Source organism: Vibrio neptunius (assembly GCF_000967495.1).
Classification (GTDB): domain Bacteria; phylum Pseudomonadota; class Gammaproteobacteria; order Enterobacterales; family Vibrionaceae; genus Vibrio; species Vibrio neptunius.
In genome coordinates, this window is record NZ_JXXU01000006.1 from 26,381 (window position 1) to 40,262 (window position 13,882).

The window sequence follows — 13,882 nt, forward strand, 5'->3', positions numbered from 1 at the left end:
AGGATAAAACCTCAACTTAAGTCGAGGTCAACAGTCACTATATAGGAGTTTTTGGTCTCCCTTACGGGAGCAATCAGCTCAGCAATCGTCACTATGATCACTGAGCTCAGAAGGGGTTAAGATTTCGCTGATTGTGGCTGAGCGGCAGGAGAAGAGGATGTTTTCCAAGACAAGGCGATACAAGCGACAACAATGATCCCCCCGCCTAAAATAGTCATCCAACTCGGTATTTCCTGCCAGAATAAAACGCCCCACAGCACATTAAAAACTAAGCCAATGTATCGAGTCCCTGCCACGACAGCAGCATTCTCATGCGTAAAGGCTTTGGTTAAAAAGATCTGTCCAATCAAAGACACCACCCCAATTGCCACTAGGTAAACCCATTCAATCCCTTGTGGAACAACAAAATCATCTTTCATTAGATAGGCAGAAACCAGCATGGCCGTCATCAGAAAGTAAAACACAATTTCATACGTATGATGCCGCTTACTCAAATGACGAATGGTGATAGACGCACCAGCAGCAAACAGCGCACTGGCAATGCCAGCCAGAGCAAATACATTAAACGACGTATAATCAAAAGGATTGATGACCAAAGCAACACCAAACATGACCAAAGGTAGTAGCCATCGGGCTTTATCTGGAAGGCGTTCCCCCAATACTAGGCTGGACAACACGATCACAAAAAACGGCGACAAGTAGGCCAGAATCGCTGCATCAGCGAGCGGTATATGAGTAATGGTGTAGACAAAAGCCAGCAAATAGAAGGCTCCGAGAAGCCCCCGCAAAACCAGTAACGGAACGCCAACCGTCGAGAACGCGACCTTGGCTTGCCACATTAAACCCAATATCAGAATCGTGCCTATCGCGCTGCGGAAAAAGACGATTTCTGCACTCGGTATGGTTATGCTAGCGGCCTTAATTAGTGCATTCATTATACTGAATATCAACGCTGAAAATATGGCTAGAGCCACACCTTTATTCATGATTGTCTCCTAACAACAGGGCCAACCACTGAAGACTCTGAGTCTCGTGGCAATGGCTTGATTCTAAAAAATGGTTCGGGATCTGACGATGACACAGCCACTTCTCAAGTTCATCTAAGAGACGACTGACCGTTGGCAAAGCGACACCAACATAGTGAGCTAACGCTCTAACCCAATACAATGCGTGAATATCTTCACTGGGGATACGTGGCCAACTTTGGTGCTCAAGATCGCCTCTAGCAAACGGAACGGCTGAAAAATCAAAATATCGCCCTTGTTCATCCGGAACAGAAAATGGGTCGATCAAAATGGCACTGTAACGTACGTAAAGCCGATACTCCTGCTCGATAGGTTGACAGTCAGCAAAGGTATCGATGTCATGTCGCGATAACGTTGCTTCGTGCACAGGGTAGTTGTCGTCATTGAGAAACTGTAACAAGTTAAATGGTACCCCACCCAACTGGCGCATCAGTAATGACAGATCCTGCCATAACCCCACCATGGTTTTCATTGTCGCTGGCGTAATAGGCCCCTCAGGAAAGAGCTTATACATGTACTTAGTTTCATCACTGGACCCAAAAATATGGTCAAGTGAAAAAGGCGTCAAAAAGAAGGCTGGGTGGACATACAATGTAATGTTTCTCCCTTCAACACTGTAGCCACTTTCTAGCCTTTTCACATCAGTACCCACCTTGTTTAACGCCTCATTAAGCGCTAGAAAAGCACCCTTACTATCCTGACTGACATAAGCATAAATGCGTTTCTTCACTGCCTTGGTCAGCACGTTCACTGTCGACGAATCGGTGTCGAACTTTGTCGCAGCATAGTAGTTAGAAAAGACCACTATATTTGGATTTAAACCCCGCTCAGCAAAATACCCTTGTGCCATTTTATGCCCACCGACCCAAGAGGAGAGCAAGACGACGTCTCGCACAGATTGCAAACATCCAACAGGCAACGACAGTAATACAGACGCCAACGCGTATGAAGGTGTAGCAATCACCAAGGTATCCCACTCACCCTCAAGTGTGAGTAAATCATCAAAAACCTCATCAAACGTCACGGTTCTAGCAAGGGGGGCAAGATTGGATTTGGCGACATTGACGCAAGCTGCCTGTTTGTCTTTCAACAAATGGCCATGGCGTTGCCAGCGAGCAGACGAGCGGCTGGCAATGCCAATGTGTGTGGCCTGATCCTGAAGTAAAGCCGCTGTTTGAATTCCAGCGGGGCCAGCCCCGACAATGAGCAAACGTCCTATTGCTTTTGTCATATTAGGATCTCTCCATCAAAACAGTGTCATAGACAGCCGCTGAATTTCGGATATGTTGGGTTTCCCAACCATCCATCAATTCAGGGTTGAATGGATAATTGAACGCTGACTTGAGACCATTTCCAAACCGCACTAATACTCTATGCTCTGGATTCAGATGCGGCTTAATCTTATTGAGCAGCTCCCATTTGTGCTCGACTAACGAAGCCACCACAATATGAGTTGGCTTAAAGGTCTGGAATTCGGTCACTATGTCCTTGGAGCCAAACGAGGTTGGTAAAGAGGCTCGGTCTAACTGATTAGCCATCGTAACGGCTTGCTCATCGATATCGATACCATGCACCGCCGCCCCTGTTAGTTGCGCGATAGTGAGTGCGGACAATGGATATGAACCAGACCCGACAAATAGCACGCGTGAGTCTGGTGCAATGCCTGCCCTATCAAGTTCGATATGAATGTTTTCGGATAACTGACTCAAGTATTCACTCACATCAAGTTGGTGTGTCTGGGCACATTGCGACTGATGTTTTTCCAGTAGACACAAGGCTTTTATCGCCGTTTCACGCAGACGTTTAACTTGACGATCATGTTCAGGATGATGGCCAATTTCGTCACTCAAATGTTGAGTGGTCTCGGTTAAAATCCAAGCGCAAAGCTCGTCCAATTTGTCCTGCAGTAGTGCAAAGCACTCACAACTTTCAACACTGTATTGCGTTAATGTATCGATTTGTGATTCAAACGTCGAAATAGCCACCAGCAATTGATAGTGGCGATGCGTCATCGTCATAATTTTTCCTTATAGAATTCAATTTGTTGGCAGCAAGCGAACAGGCGTTACATAGGCATGACCTTGGCTGCAATGCCCCACGTCTACTTCGACTTGATAAACACGGCTTAACGTTTTTTCGCTTAAGACTTCACCGGGTGTCCCTTGACGTTGAACACATCCCTTGTCGAGTAACACAAGATGATCACAGTAGCGAGCAGCCATCGACAAGTCGTGCAGCACCGCGACGGTGATGCATTGCTGCTGTTGAGTGTAGTCTCTCGCCAGATCCAAAACTTGAACTTGGTGTTTGAGATCAAGCGCGCTGGTGGGTTCATCGAGCAATAAAACTGATGGTCTCCCAACCAAAGCTTGGGCTAACGAAACTAATTGCTGCTGTCCCCCACTGAGGTGGCAGAAAGAACGTGTTGCGAGTTGAACTAATCCCAATTCACGTAATATGGATTCCGCAAGATGTTCCTGTTCATCGGTAATACGCCAATTGAGTTGGTGCACCAATCCGAGTAAAACAACTTCAATGACGGTCAGTTGACTCGACGATTTGTTCAATTGACATAAATAAGAATAGGCCGTGCGAGGAAGAGCGTTGCCGTGAGTATCTAGACCACGAACTTGCCCTTTACTTGGGACTAACCCCATCATAGCTTTCAGTAAAGTCGTTTTTCCTGCCCCATTTGGGCCCAATATGGCCGCAAACTCGCCGCCTTTAAATGCCGCATCAATGTTGTCGAGGATCGATTTGCGTCCAAGATGAACCGATAGCTGATGTAGAGAAAGGCTTGTCATAGTCCACCTCGACGATGCAGCAACAGATAGAGTAGAAATGGCACACCGACCAGTGAAGTGATGATTCCAATCGGAAGTATCGTCCCAGGAACAATCAACTTAGCGACCAATGAAGAGACACACAGTAACAATGCGCCCATCAATGTAGATAGAGGCAAGTACAGGCGCTGGTCTTCACCAACTAACAATCGTGACAGATGCGGAGCGACTAAACCGATAAAACCAATGGTGCCGACAAAAGAAACCGCACCCGCTGTTAACAGCGAGCAGAGCAAGAACATCTGCAACCTAAGCTGGCCGGTATTAATGCCAAGCGCCTGGGCACGTTCTTCACCCGATGATAGTGCAGTTAGCGCCCAAACTTTAGGCAGCGCAACCCCGAGCCCAATCAGTAAAATGCTCCCCGAGACTGCGAACGACAACCATGTTGCTTTAAGCAAACTGCCAAAGAGCCAAAACACTATCTGTTGTAGCACTTCTGGTGAAGCAAGGTATTGCACCAAAGATTGCAGTGCTTGAAAGAAAAACAACACCACTATCCCTGCTAATATCAATACTTTCGCGTCCATGTTGCGTGCTCGACCAATCAAATAAATCGCTAAACTTGCTAAAGCAGAAGTGACAAATGCCGCGACAGGAACACCAAGCCATGCGATACCAAAGATCGAAAAGCCACATAGCAAGGCCATAGCTGCACCAAATCCAGCCGCGGCCGAAATGCCTAAGGTGTAAGGGCTAGCAAGCGGGTTAGCCAATAAAGTTTGCATCAACCCGCCAGCCAATCCGAGCGAAGCACCAACCACAAGGCACGTTAATGTGACAGGTAACCTCAGGTGCCAGACAATGGTCGTCGATAAGGTTTGTCCTTCCGGCCCGCCTAATAAGGCCTCAAAAACACGGCCAAGACTAATCCAAGAAGCCCCTGTGCTAATATCAAAGGTCATTGCGACAATAACAGCAAGTGCCGCTAAACCAATCGCACGACGTCGACTCCGCTGCAATCGGCTATAGAGACCTGCGCCATCCTTATTAAAATCGCTCGGATTCGGCGCAGTTTGGTTGTGATAATTCATGGCTTAACCGTCTACCTTTATCATAAAAGTCCCTGATAAAGCTTGTGGCATATACTGCTCAAAAAAGGCTTTGTGATGCGCGACGGGATCGACATCTTCAAATGCTTCGGGATAGATAGATTTGGCAAGAAATTCAAGAAACACATGATCATAGATAGTGCGTGTCCCTGAGTGATACATACCATAGACGTGACCATTTTTGACTGCGGTTAGTTGTGGCCAACCTGCACGCGTCAGATAAGGTTGATAGCGCGCCTGAGCAGCGTCAAGGGCCGTATCGAATCCAAGTAATGCACTATCTGTATGCTTAGCCCAATGTGCACCGGAAATAAAAATAACTTCAGGGTCTTGGCTGAGTACGTACTCTGGTGTCAGGTGTGCCGAGCCTTGAATTTTTCCAGTCGCAATGTTGTTGGCTCCTGCTAAATCAAGCAAGTTGCCCCACATTGCGTTGGCGTAAGACTTGCCATACTCTTTGGCGCCACCTGTACCTATTTCAACATAAACACGTCTTGGTGAATGATTGCTCAAATAGTCAGCAACTCGACGTTGTACATCTTTCACCGTCTGTTCGTAGTCTTGGGCGATGGCTTCAGCACGCGCTTGGGTTCCCATAACCTGGCCAATGATTCGAGCACTGGCGACATGTTTTTCAAGTGTCTGCGCATTGAAATCGACAACCACAACCTTAATACCACTTTTTTCCAACAAACTGACCTTTTCACCAAGCGAGTTGAATTGCCACGCCGCCAGAAGCGCCACATCTGGACGCGTGACTAAGAGCTTTTCAATATCAAAGGTCCCTGTATAAATAGATCCAGAATCAATGATGGTTTCTAATTGTGGGATGATCTTGCGGTAAGTATGCCATTGCGACTGACGGTAATCTTGCCAAGAACGACGCGGAAAGATCGCCACTTTTTGGTAGGCATCAGGCCCTGCTATCGCTAGATAATCTTCGAAATAAAATCCAAGGAACAATCGTTCTGCGGGCTTATCGAGTGTAATTTTCCGACCAAGAACGTCTTCAATTTGGATGTTAGCCCAAACTGGTACAGCACCACAGAGCGATACTAAGGCCACTGCCAGCCATTGACTGAGTTGTTTTTTCATTTAATCATACCGTAATAATAATAATTATCAGGCGCAATGTTATATCATAACAAATATAAGCAAAACAAGTTTCATAATACGATTTATGAATAGGTTTGGAAGTCAGCTCCAAAGATACAGGTTGCCTAATATTGGTTGTATCACTGCTATCATACGTAAAGCGGAAACATGAGAGGGAAAATGAGATGCCTTTGCTGAGTAATTAATATACAAAGGCAAGTGGAGTCGATTAACGGTTTTCGAACAGGTTTGCGTGTTGTAGTGCTTCACGTTTTAGCCACTGAACGAACACTGAAATACGCGCTTTACGAATGGAATTTGAATGGTAAGAAGCGACATACTCTATTCCATTATCAAGCTCAATATCAAATGGTTTCACCAAAAGCCCACGCTCTATAAAGTCTCCCGCCAAGCTGTCTGTCCCTGGACATACGCCGTGGCCCGCGATCACTGCGTTGATTCCCATATCCAATGTGTCCACTTCCATCCATTCACATGCGCGCTGGCTAATATCTACATTCGCTTTAGCAAACCACGACTCCCATGAAAAATGATGAGACCGGATTCCCTTTATAAGCCAGCACTTCAACAACTGCTCTGGGTGGGTGAGTTTCATGTCACGCGCTAAAGACGGAGAACAGACTGGGAACACCGCTTCATTGAACAGCATTTCCCGTACAATACCCTCCTCATGAAAGTTAACTTCACCAATGGCGACATCAATCTCGCTTGTCAGTGCCACTTTAGGCGCCATAGCAGAACTAATGCGGATCAGCGTTTCTGGATACTCAAGTGAAAATTTCCACAATCTTGGCATCAACCAACGCGCAGCAAATGAGGGGCTGGTCGCAACGGATAAGACACCTTCAATTGGTTCGGGTTGAGTAGCGTTGAGCCCTTCAATCAAAGTTTCAAAAGCACTGGAGACTTTGGTATACAACCTTTGTCCCTCTCCTGTAAGTACCATATCTCGCCCTTGGCGAATGAATAACTTACAGCCTAATGCCTCTTCCAATTGACGAAGTTTTTGGCTAACCGCTGCCTGTGTCACACACAGCTCTTGAGCGGCTCTGCTGTAACTCTCCCAGCGTGCAGCCGCTTCAAAGTAGCGTATATTGCTTAAAAAATGCAGCCTCTTGTCCATAAGCCTACCTTATACGTCCCGTTACTATTCGTCGTTCGAAGTCAATCCTATGTTACTTAATAATCCTGACATTACTAGATTAAAACACATTGGTTACGCTTATTTCATTCCAAACAAACAACATAAAAATAAGCTTAATTTATGAAACTTTTTCTTGAACCCATAACAACCATCATAAATTTCAGAGGATTTAATGAAAGACTTCCATCACTACGAACCCATTTTGATGAGCAGAACTTACCAAGAAGCATCAATGGATACAGTTCCAAAGCCTTACCTTGTAAAGCCTTGGCTGCGCAACTTACTGATACTGACGAGTGTGCTGATAGGCTTAGGTTTTGTGTGGCTCTAGCTAACACTTCATTGACCAATGTGAAATGATGCCCTGGCTCCAGATTGTGCTGGCCGACAGCATTGCAAACCTCGTTTCTCAACATTTTTTACTCCGTTTTCAATTCCCAGCATCAAAAAAATACACTATGCTAGGGCTGCCCATCATTATGGGTACCATATACACATATTTATTCTCAGGGCGGGGCGGAATTCCCCACCGGCGGTATATCTTTAGCAAGATGAGCCCGCGAGCGCTCGATTCGTCGAGGTCAGCAGATCTGGTGAGATGCCAGAGCCGACGGTTATAGTCCGGATGAGAGAGAATTAATGCACACCAGATGTTTCATCATGAAACGCTGGTGCATTTTGCGTTGTCTTCTATCCCATATAGCCCTGATTCTGGTAAACAATGAGGAAACACCATGAATCAGACATCGTTACTTGCCGAATTTGGCACTCCTATTGATCGCGTCAACGCGGCGCTTGATGCTCTAAAGCGCGGACAAGGCGTTTTGTTACTTGATGATGAAAACAGAGAAAATGAGGGTGACTTGATTTACTCTGCTGAACATCTGACACCTCAGCAAATGGCACTAATGATTCGAGAATGCAGCGGCATCGTGTGCCTGTGCTTAACCGATGACAAAGCCAATCAACTTGATTTACCACCTATGGTAAGCCGCAACGACAGTGCGAATAAGACGGCATTCACCGTGTCAATTGAAGCCAAAAAAGGCGTCACCACAGGCGTCTCAGCCCACGACCGCGTTACCACTATCCAGACCGCTATTGCGCCAGATGCAAAGGCACAAGATTTAGCACGTCCTGGGCATGTATTTCCTTTGCGTGCGCGCTCTGGTGGCGTTTTAAGTCGCCGCGGCCACACAGAAGGAACGGTCGATCTGATGACTCTAGCAGGTTTGGCTCCAACAGGTGTTCTGTGTGAGGTCACTAATCCCGATGGCACCATGGCTCGCGCTCCACAGATCGTTGAGTTTGCAAGAGAGCATGAGATGCCTGTATTAACGATCGAAGATATCGTCGCCTATCGGCTACAACACACCAACGCTTTAGCCAGTTGATCGTAAGGAGTAACATCTATGTTTACAGGAATTGTCTCCTCCATTGCGACAATAAAACGAATTGATGATCGCGGAGGAATTCGAACCTTTGAACTTGAGTTTGTCGATGACTTTTGTGAGGGCTTAACCATCGGAGCGAGTGTAGCTGTTGACGGTGTCTGCTTAACGGTCACACGCCAAATCAGTGACACCCGAGCATCTTTTGATGTTGTATTACCTAGCATTCAGATCACAACTCTCGGAAGCGTGCAGGTTGGTTCGCTCGTTAACGTTGAACGGGCCGCCAAGGACGGTGCCGAGATTGGTGGTCACCCTTTGTCCGGGCATATCGATGCGCAGGCTCCAATTGTCTCGATCGAAGCAACAGACAACAACTATCGGCTGCGTTTTGGGCTCCCTGAAAGCGTGAGTTCTTATGTGTTTGCAAAAGGATATATCGCTATCAACGGTGCTAGCTTGACCGTGTCGGCTGTCGACCATCAAGCTCAGTGGCTTGAAGTCTGGCTGATTCCAGAAACCCGACGACAAACAACGCTGGGTGCCAAATTGGTTGGCGACCGAGTCAACATTGAAATTGATCGTGGGACTCAAGTGGTTGTCGATACCATCAAGGCATCTGTCGCTGACACCTTGGGGCCTTTACTGCCCCATTTTGAGCAGTTTCTCGCTGCGCAAGGCAGTAGCCTTGAAGCCCTAACGCACACATCAGCTAAACCTGTGCGACAGGCCTAAGCTTTGTATCGCGTCAGCGCTCAGCGCAGGCGCGATATTACCTTAAACTTGGCTGATACTTCTGTTGCAACCTCTGTTGAGTACCGTCTTCAATTAATCCATCTAGATGGGCTTGCATCGTTGCAATAATGTCATCTGGTACTGAACGATGACAAGCAAGCCCCATCTTGATCGGGAATAAATCGAGAACTTTCTCAACAGGCAGCCCGTCCTGTTTGAAGGCGAGATATCGAGATTCAGCCAAAGCGACCATATCCACTCGCCCAGCAAATAACTTCAAGACAGATTTGGTTGCGTCATCAGCACGATCTAATTGTTTGAAGCCCTGATCTCTTAAAAAGGTTTCTGCGACATCTTGATTTTGAACACCAATGCGATAGGACTTTGCTTCATCCATCGCATCAATATTGAAACCAGCGTCTTGGTGCTTAATGAGTACAGACATGTTGATAGAAAGTGGTTCTACCCACTTAAACAAGTCTCGCCGCTCAGGCGTGTTTGAGGTCGTAAAAACACAGGTGAACGCTTGTGTCTGAGCTAGATGAAGAGCTCTCGCCCAAGGGTAAACCTGCATCTCGTATTTCAACCCAGAGCGATGGAGGATTTCCTCGACTTGTTCAGTCGCTATGCCTTTGAGTATACCGCTTTCCGTGTAGCTAAGCGGTGCATACTCTTCTGTTGTGATCGACAACATCAAGCTCGCGTAGACCGGCGAAATGTTCAATACACATAGCAACCACAAAATTCTCATGCACACCCTCCTAGTAATTTAGGGTAGTATTACAACGGTTAATTTGCCCAACTAAAAAGTGCCATGTACAACGCAGCTCGTCGAAAAACAAAAGGTCAACTCACATTGCACGGGACGACAAATAACCATGGGAGTTCATGCCTCAACAGAGGCTTGTGAATTTGGCTCACCCGCGTGCCGCAAGGTCTTTGCTGAACGCCTCTAATAAAAAGTCGATAAAGACCTTTTTACGCTTCGGCATCAGTTGCCGATCTGCGTAGACCAAGCTCACTAGCACTTCTGGCATTTGATACTCAGGAAGCAGTTGAATAAGCCGCCCGCTAGCAAAGTGCTCTCGACAAATGAACTCGGGTAGTACTGCGATGCCAAGCCCGTCCAAACAGGCCTTAAGGCAGGCAGTAATGGTGTTAACTCGTAATCGGTGTGGCAGGTCAATTTGTAATGAATCCCCGTCTTCCGGGATCAAATGCCATTTAGGTAGCCTTACCGCACGGTTAAACACCTCAACCATTTGATGCGGTGGAATTAAGTCACGATGAGACTCTATACCGCCATACTCTTTCAGGTATTCTGGGCTAGCAACTAGTACGCGTTGAGATCTCGTCAGTGGGCGAGAAACCAAAGCAGAGTCTTCTAATTCACCAATTTGCGCGTACAAATCAATGCCTTCAGCGATGATGTCGACTTCTCGATTAGACAGTTCGAGGTTTATGGTGACGCTAGGGTATTCCTTGAGAAAAGCATTGATGTATGAACCCATGATTTGATGCCCGAGCTCTACTGGCAACACCACATTTAAAGGCCCACGAATCAAATCCTGATTGGCAGAGACTTCAAGCTCAGCCTGATTTATGATCTCTAGCATTTGCAGGCTGGATTGATAAAACCGCTCACCTTCCGGTGTTAACACTAAACTTCTCGTCGAACGCGTGATCAAGCGCACGCCTAGATGCTTTTCTAGCTCAACTAACTTTCGGCTCACAGTTGACTTGGTCATATTCAGCGTATCCGCTGCATGAGTAAAACTCCCACAATCAACAACTTGTGCGAAAACAGTAATCGCATTCAAATCCATCTCATCACCTTACGCCTTAATTAGTTAAATTTTTGCAACAGTGTTTCTTTTTTTTCCTATCTTATCAATCAATCCAGATCATTTACACTTTGTAACATCTGCTGAAGACGAAAACTGAATACGAGAAAAATAATGACGAATACACACACCGAGACTAAGCCAGTAAAATCCAGAAAAGCGCCTCTTATCGCAACAGCCATTATGCTGTCACTGGGCTTGCTGGGAGGTGGGTACTGGTTTGGATACGGTCAGTACTTCGAATCGACTGACAATGCCTACCTTCAGGGAGAGATCACCACCATCAGCCCTAAAGTGGCTGGCTACATTGAACACTCCTTTGTCAGTGACAACCAAAAAGTCAAAAAAGGCGACCTATTAGTACAAATTGACGACCGTGACTACCGAACTGCACTCGAACAAGCGCAAGCGCACCTTACCGTCACCCAATCCAGCGTAGAGAATTTGAAGGCGCAGCAGACCTTGCAGCAAAGCCAAATCCATCAAGCAGAAAGCCGCGTCGATTCAGCAAAAGCAGAATATGATCGCGCTGTTCAGCAAGTACAACGTTCACGCAGCCTTCTTAAACGCAATTACGCTTCGCAAGATGAAGTCGACAGCATGCTGGCTCAACAAAAAGTTACTCAGGCGGAGCTCGATGAAGCAAAAGCAAGCTTGGTTGCCGCTCACGATCAACTTGCGGTCATCGATAGTGATATTAAACAGGCTCAAGCGTCCATCGTTGAGTCTCAAACAGCTGTAGAGCAAGCTCAGCTCAACCTTGACTACACTAAAATCTATGCGCCGGTAGATGGTATCGTGGGCAAGCGCAGTGTGCGTGAAGGTCTTTTGGTTCAGGCTGGCACACCATTAATGAGCTTAGTACCGACCAGTGACGTGTGGATAGAAGCGAACTTCAAAGAGACTCAATTAAGCGGTATTCATCAGGGACAAAAAGTTGAGATCGAGCTGGATGCCTTTCCGGGCCAACCATTAGAAGGTGTCGTAGACAGTTTTTCACCTGCCACTGGCGCCAAATTTGCGCTATTGCCTCCGGAGAATGCGACAGGTAACTTCACCAAGATTGTTCAGCGCGTGCCCGTTAAGATCACCATCCCTGATCAACAAGCATTGAAAGGCCGACTACTACCGGGGTTATCGGTTGTGGCAACTATAGATACCAGAGGTTAATCCATGTCGGATGTAACCTTAAACGCGCCTGCCGTTCAAGAGAATCAAGTATCGACACGCCACTGGATCGCTTTATTTGGTGGCTTGATTGGCGCCTTCATGGCCATTCTCGACATTCAGATCACCAACTCGTCACTGAAAGACATACAAGGTGCATTGTCGGCGACTCTGGATGAGAGTTCATGGATTTCGACGTCTTATTTGGTCGCGGAGATGATTGCTATTCCACTCAGTGGCTGGTTATCTAAAGCACTAGGCAAGCGTCGTTACCTAACTTGGACAACGGCAATTTTCACACTTTCATCACTGCTTTGTTCCTTCTCATGGAACATGACCTCGATGATCGTCTTTCGTGCAATGCAAGGTTTTAGTGGTGGCGCATTAATTCCTCTCGCCTTCTCTCTGGTTATTCAGCTACTGCCGATTAACAAGCGAGCCGTTGGTATGGCGTTGTTCGGTGTTACCGCGACGTTTGCTCCGTCCATCGGCCCAACATTTGGTGGCTGGCTGACGGAAAATCTTTCCTGGCACTACATCTTTTATATCAATATTCCACCAGCGCTTCTGGTGATTACAATGATTCGCTATGGCTTGGATGACGAGAAGCTAAATCTAAATACCCTCAAAAAAGCTGATTGGTTCGGCATTGCGACCATGGCGCTGGGTTTGGGCTGTCTCGAAGTTGTGTTAGAAGAAGGAAACCGTGAAGAGTGGTTCAGCTCTAGCTTTATCATTACGCTAAGCATTATCTCTGCCGTGAGCTTAGTGTACTTCGTTATCAATGAGTTACAGCATAAGAAGCCGTTAGTAAACCTAAGATTGCTACGTGACGGGCAGTTTGCCATGTCGTGCATCGCTTATCTGATTTTGGGCATGGCCTTGCTAGGTTCAATCTATGTGCTACCTCTGTACTTAACTCAGATCCAACAATACAACGCGATGGAGATTGGTGAAGTCTTGATGTGGATGGGCTTTCCTCAGCTCTTGATCTTTCCGCTGGTTCCTAAGCTGACTCAAATCATCAAACCCAAGTACTTGGTCACCTTTGGCTTTGCTATGTTTGGCTTAAGTTGCTACGTCAATACTCACATGACGATAGATTTTGGTGGTCATCAGCTCATTCTATCGATGATCCTACGTGCAATTGGCAGCCCATTCATTATGGTACCTTTATCTCTAGTCGCGATGAAAAACATCAGCAAGCTAGACACTCCAGATGCCTCGACACTGACCAATGTTATGCGAAACCTTGGCGGGGCTTTTAGCATTGCCATTATTGCAACCTTGCTCGACAACAAAACCCGCGAACACCTCGCACATATTAAAGAATCTCTGCCGTCGGTGAGTACATTAGGTTGGGATACTCTGCATCAGCAGCAAGCCTTCTTTATGCAATCTGGAAGTGACACCGCAACAGCCATGATGCAAGCGCAAGCCAGTTTACTCAGTACCATGCAACGCGACGCCGCGATCATGGCCTACAACGATGTCTTCCTGATGATGACCGCCTTTCTAGCGTTAGCAGCGGTACTCATTCTTAATATGAAGAACTAAATTGATGG

Annotated in this window: 14 protein-coding genes and 1 riboswitch; of the genes, 4 read left to right on the forward strand and 10 right to left on the reverse strand. The window is 46.7% G+C overall.

Annotated elements, in window-relative coordinates; all coding sequences use genetic code 11:
* Positions 1-116: 116 nt before the first annotated feature.
* The 8 genes from TW84_RS02960 to TW84_RS02995 form a co-directional block, all read right to left on the reverse strand.
* A complete protein-coding gene (locus TW84_RS02960) occupies positions 117-986 on the reverse strand; it encodes a DMT family transporter (protein ID WP_045974190.1) in 870 nt (289 codons plus the stop codon).
* Complete coding sequence (locus TW84_RS02965; protein WP_045974191.1) at positions 979-2,256, reverse strand: opine metallophore biosynthesis dehydrogenase; 1,278 nt, start codon at positions 2,254-2,256, stop codon at positions 979-981. Before TW84_RS02965 ends, TW84_RS02960 begins: the two co-directional genes overlap by 8 nt.
* Position 2,257: 1 nt before the next feature.
* On the reverse strand, positions 2,258-3,043 hold the full coding sequence (locus TW84_RS02970; RefSeq protein WP_084720179.1) for a nicotianamine synthase family protein: 786 nt from the start codon (positions 3,041-3,043) through the stop codon (positions 2,258-2,260).
* A gap of 18 nt (positions 3,044-3,061) precedes the next feature.
* On the reverse strand, positions 3,062-3,829 hold the full coding sequence (locus TW84_RS02975) for an ABC transporter ATP-binding protein (protein WP_045974192.1): 768 nt from the start codon (positions 3,827-3,829) through the stop codon (positions 3,062-3,064).
* Complete coding sequence (locus tag TW84_RS02980; protein ID WP_045974193.1) at positions 3,826-4,902, reverse strand: FecCD family ABC transporter permease; 1,077 nt, start codon at positions 4,900-4,902, stop codon at positions 3,826-3,828. The genes TW84_RS02975 and TW84_RS02980 overlap by 4 nt, the downstream gene beginning before the upstream one ends.
* A 3-nt stretch (positions 4,903-4,905) precedes the next feature.
* On the reverse strand, positions 4,906-6,015 hold the full coding sequence (locus TW84_RS02985; RefSeq protein ID WP_045974194.1) for an ABC transporter substrate-binding protein: 1,110 nt from the start codon (positions 6,013-6,015) through the stop codon (positions 4,906-4,908).
* Between the two features lie 229 nt (positions 6,016-6,244).
* Positions 6,245-7,159, reverse strand: a complete 915-nt coding sequence (locus TW84_RS02990) for a LysR substrate-binding domain-containing protein (protein ID WP_045974195.1) — start codon at positions 7,157-7,159, stop codon at positions 6,245-6,247.
* 134 nt (positions 7,160-7,293) lie between these two features.
* Positions 7,294-7,596 (reverse strand): hypothetical protein, encoded by a 303-nt coding sequence (locus TW84_RS02995; protein WP_045974196.1) that lies wholly within the window; start codon positions 7,594-7,596, stop codon positions 7,294-7,296.
* Between the two features lie 82 nt (positions 7,597-7,678).
* A riboswitch (FMN riboswitch) is annotated at positions 7,679-7,821 on the forward strand.
* Between the two features lie 93 nt (positions 7,822-7,914).
* Here TW84_RS02995 and ribB point away from each other — a divergent pair.
* Both ribB and TW84_RS03005 read left to right on the forward strand, forming a co-directional pair.
* On the forward strand, positions 7,915-8,574 hold the full coding sequence (ribB, locus tag TW84_RS03000; RefSeq protein WP_045974197.1) for a 3,4-dihydroxy-2-butanone-4-phosphate synthase: 660 nt from the start codon (positions 7,915-7,917) through the stop codon (positions 8,572-8,574).
* Between the two features lie 18 nt (positions 8,575-8,592).
* Entirely contained in the window at positions 8,593-9,306 is a 714-nt protein-coding gene (locus TW84_RS03005) for a riboflavin synthase (protein ID WP_045974198.1), read from the forward strand.
* A 37-nt stretch (positions 9,307-9,343) separates the two neighbouring features.
* Here TW84_RS03005 and TW84_RS03010 read toward each other — a convergent pair whose 3' ends face one another.
* Together TW84_RS03010 and TW84_RS03015 are read right to left on the reverse strand one after the other, a co-directional pair.
* Positions 9,344-10,057 (reverse strand): substrate-binding periplasmic protein, encoded by a 714-nt coding sequence (locus TW84_RS03010; protein ID WP_045974199.1) that lies wholly within the window; start codon positions 10,055-10,057, stop codon positions 9,344-9,346.
* Between the two features lie 166 nt (positions 10,058-10,223).
* On the reverse strand, positions 10,224-11,132 hold the full coding sequence (locus tag TW84_RS03015) for a LysR family transcriptional regulator (protein WP_045974200.1): 909 nt from the start codon (positions 11,130-11,132) through the stop codon (positions 10,224-10,226).
* A 132-nt stretch (positions 11,133-11,264) separates the two neighbouring features.
* Between TW84_RS03015 and TW84_RS03020 the strand changes: the two genes are divergently transcribed.
* Positions 11,265-12,320, forward strand: coding sequence for an HlyD family secretion protein (locus tag TW84_RS03020; protein WP_045974201.1), 1,056 nt, complete (start codon positions 11,265-11,267; stop codon positions 12,318-12,320).
* Between the two features lie 3 nt (positions 12,321-12,323).
* The gene (locus tag TW84_RS03025; protein ID WP_045974202.1) at positions 12,324-13,874 is read left to right on the forward strand and encodes a DHA2 family efflux MFS transporter permease subunit; all 1,551 of its coding nucleotides are present in this window, start codon (positions 12,324-12,326) and stop codon (positions 13,872-13,874) included.
* Positions 13,875-13,882 lie beyond the last annotated feature (8 nt).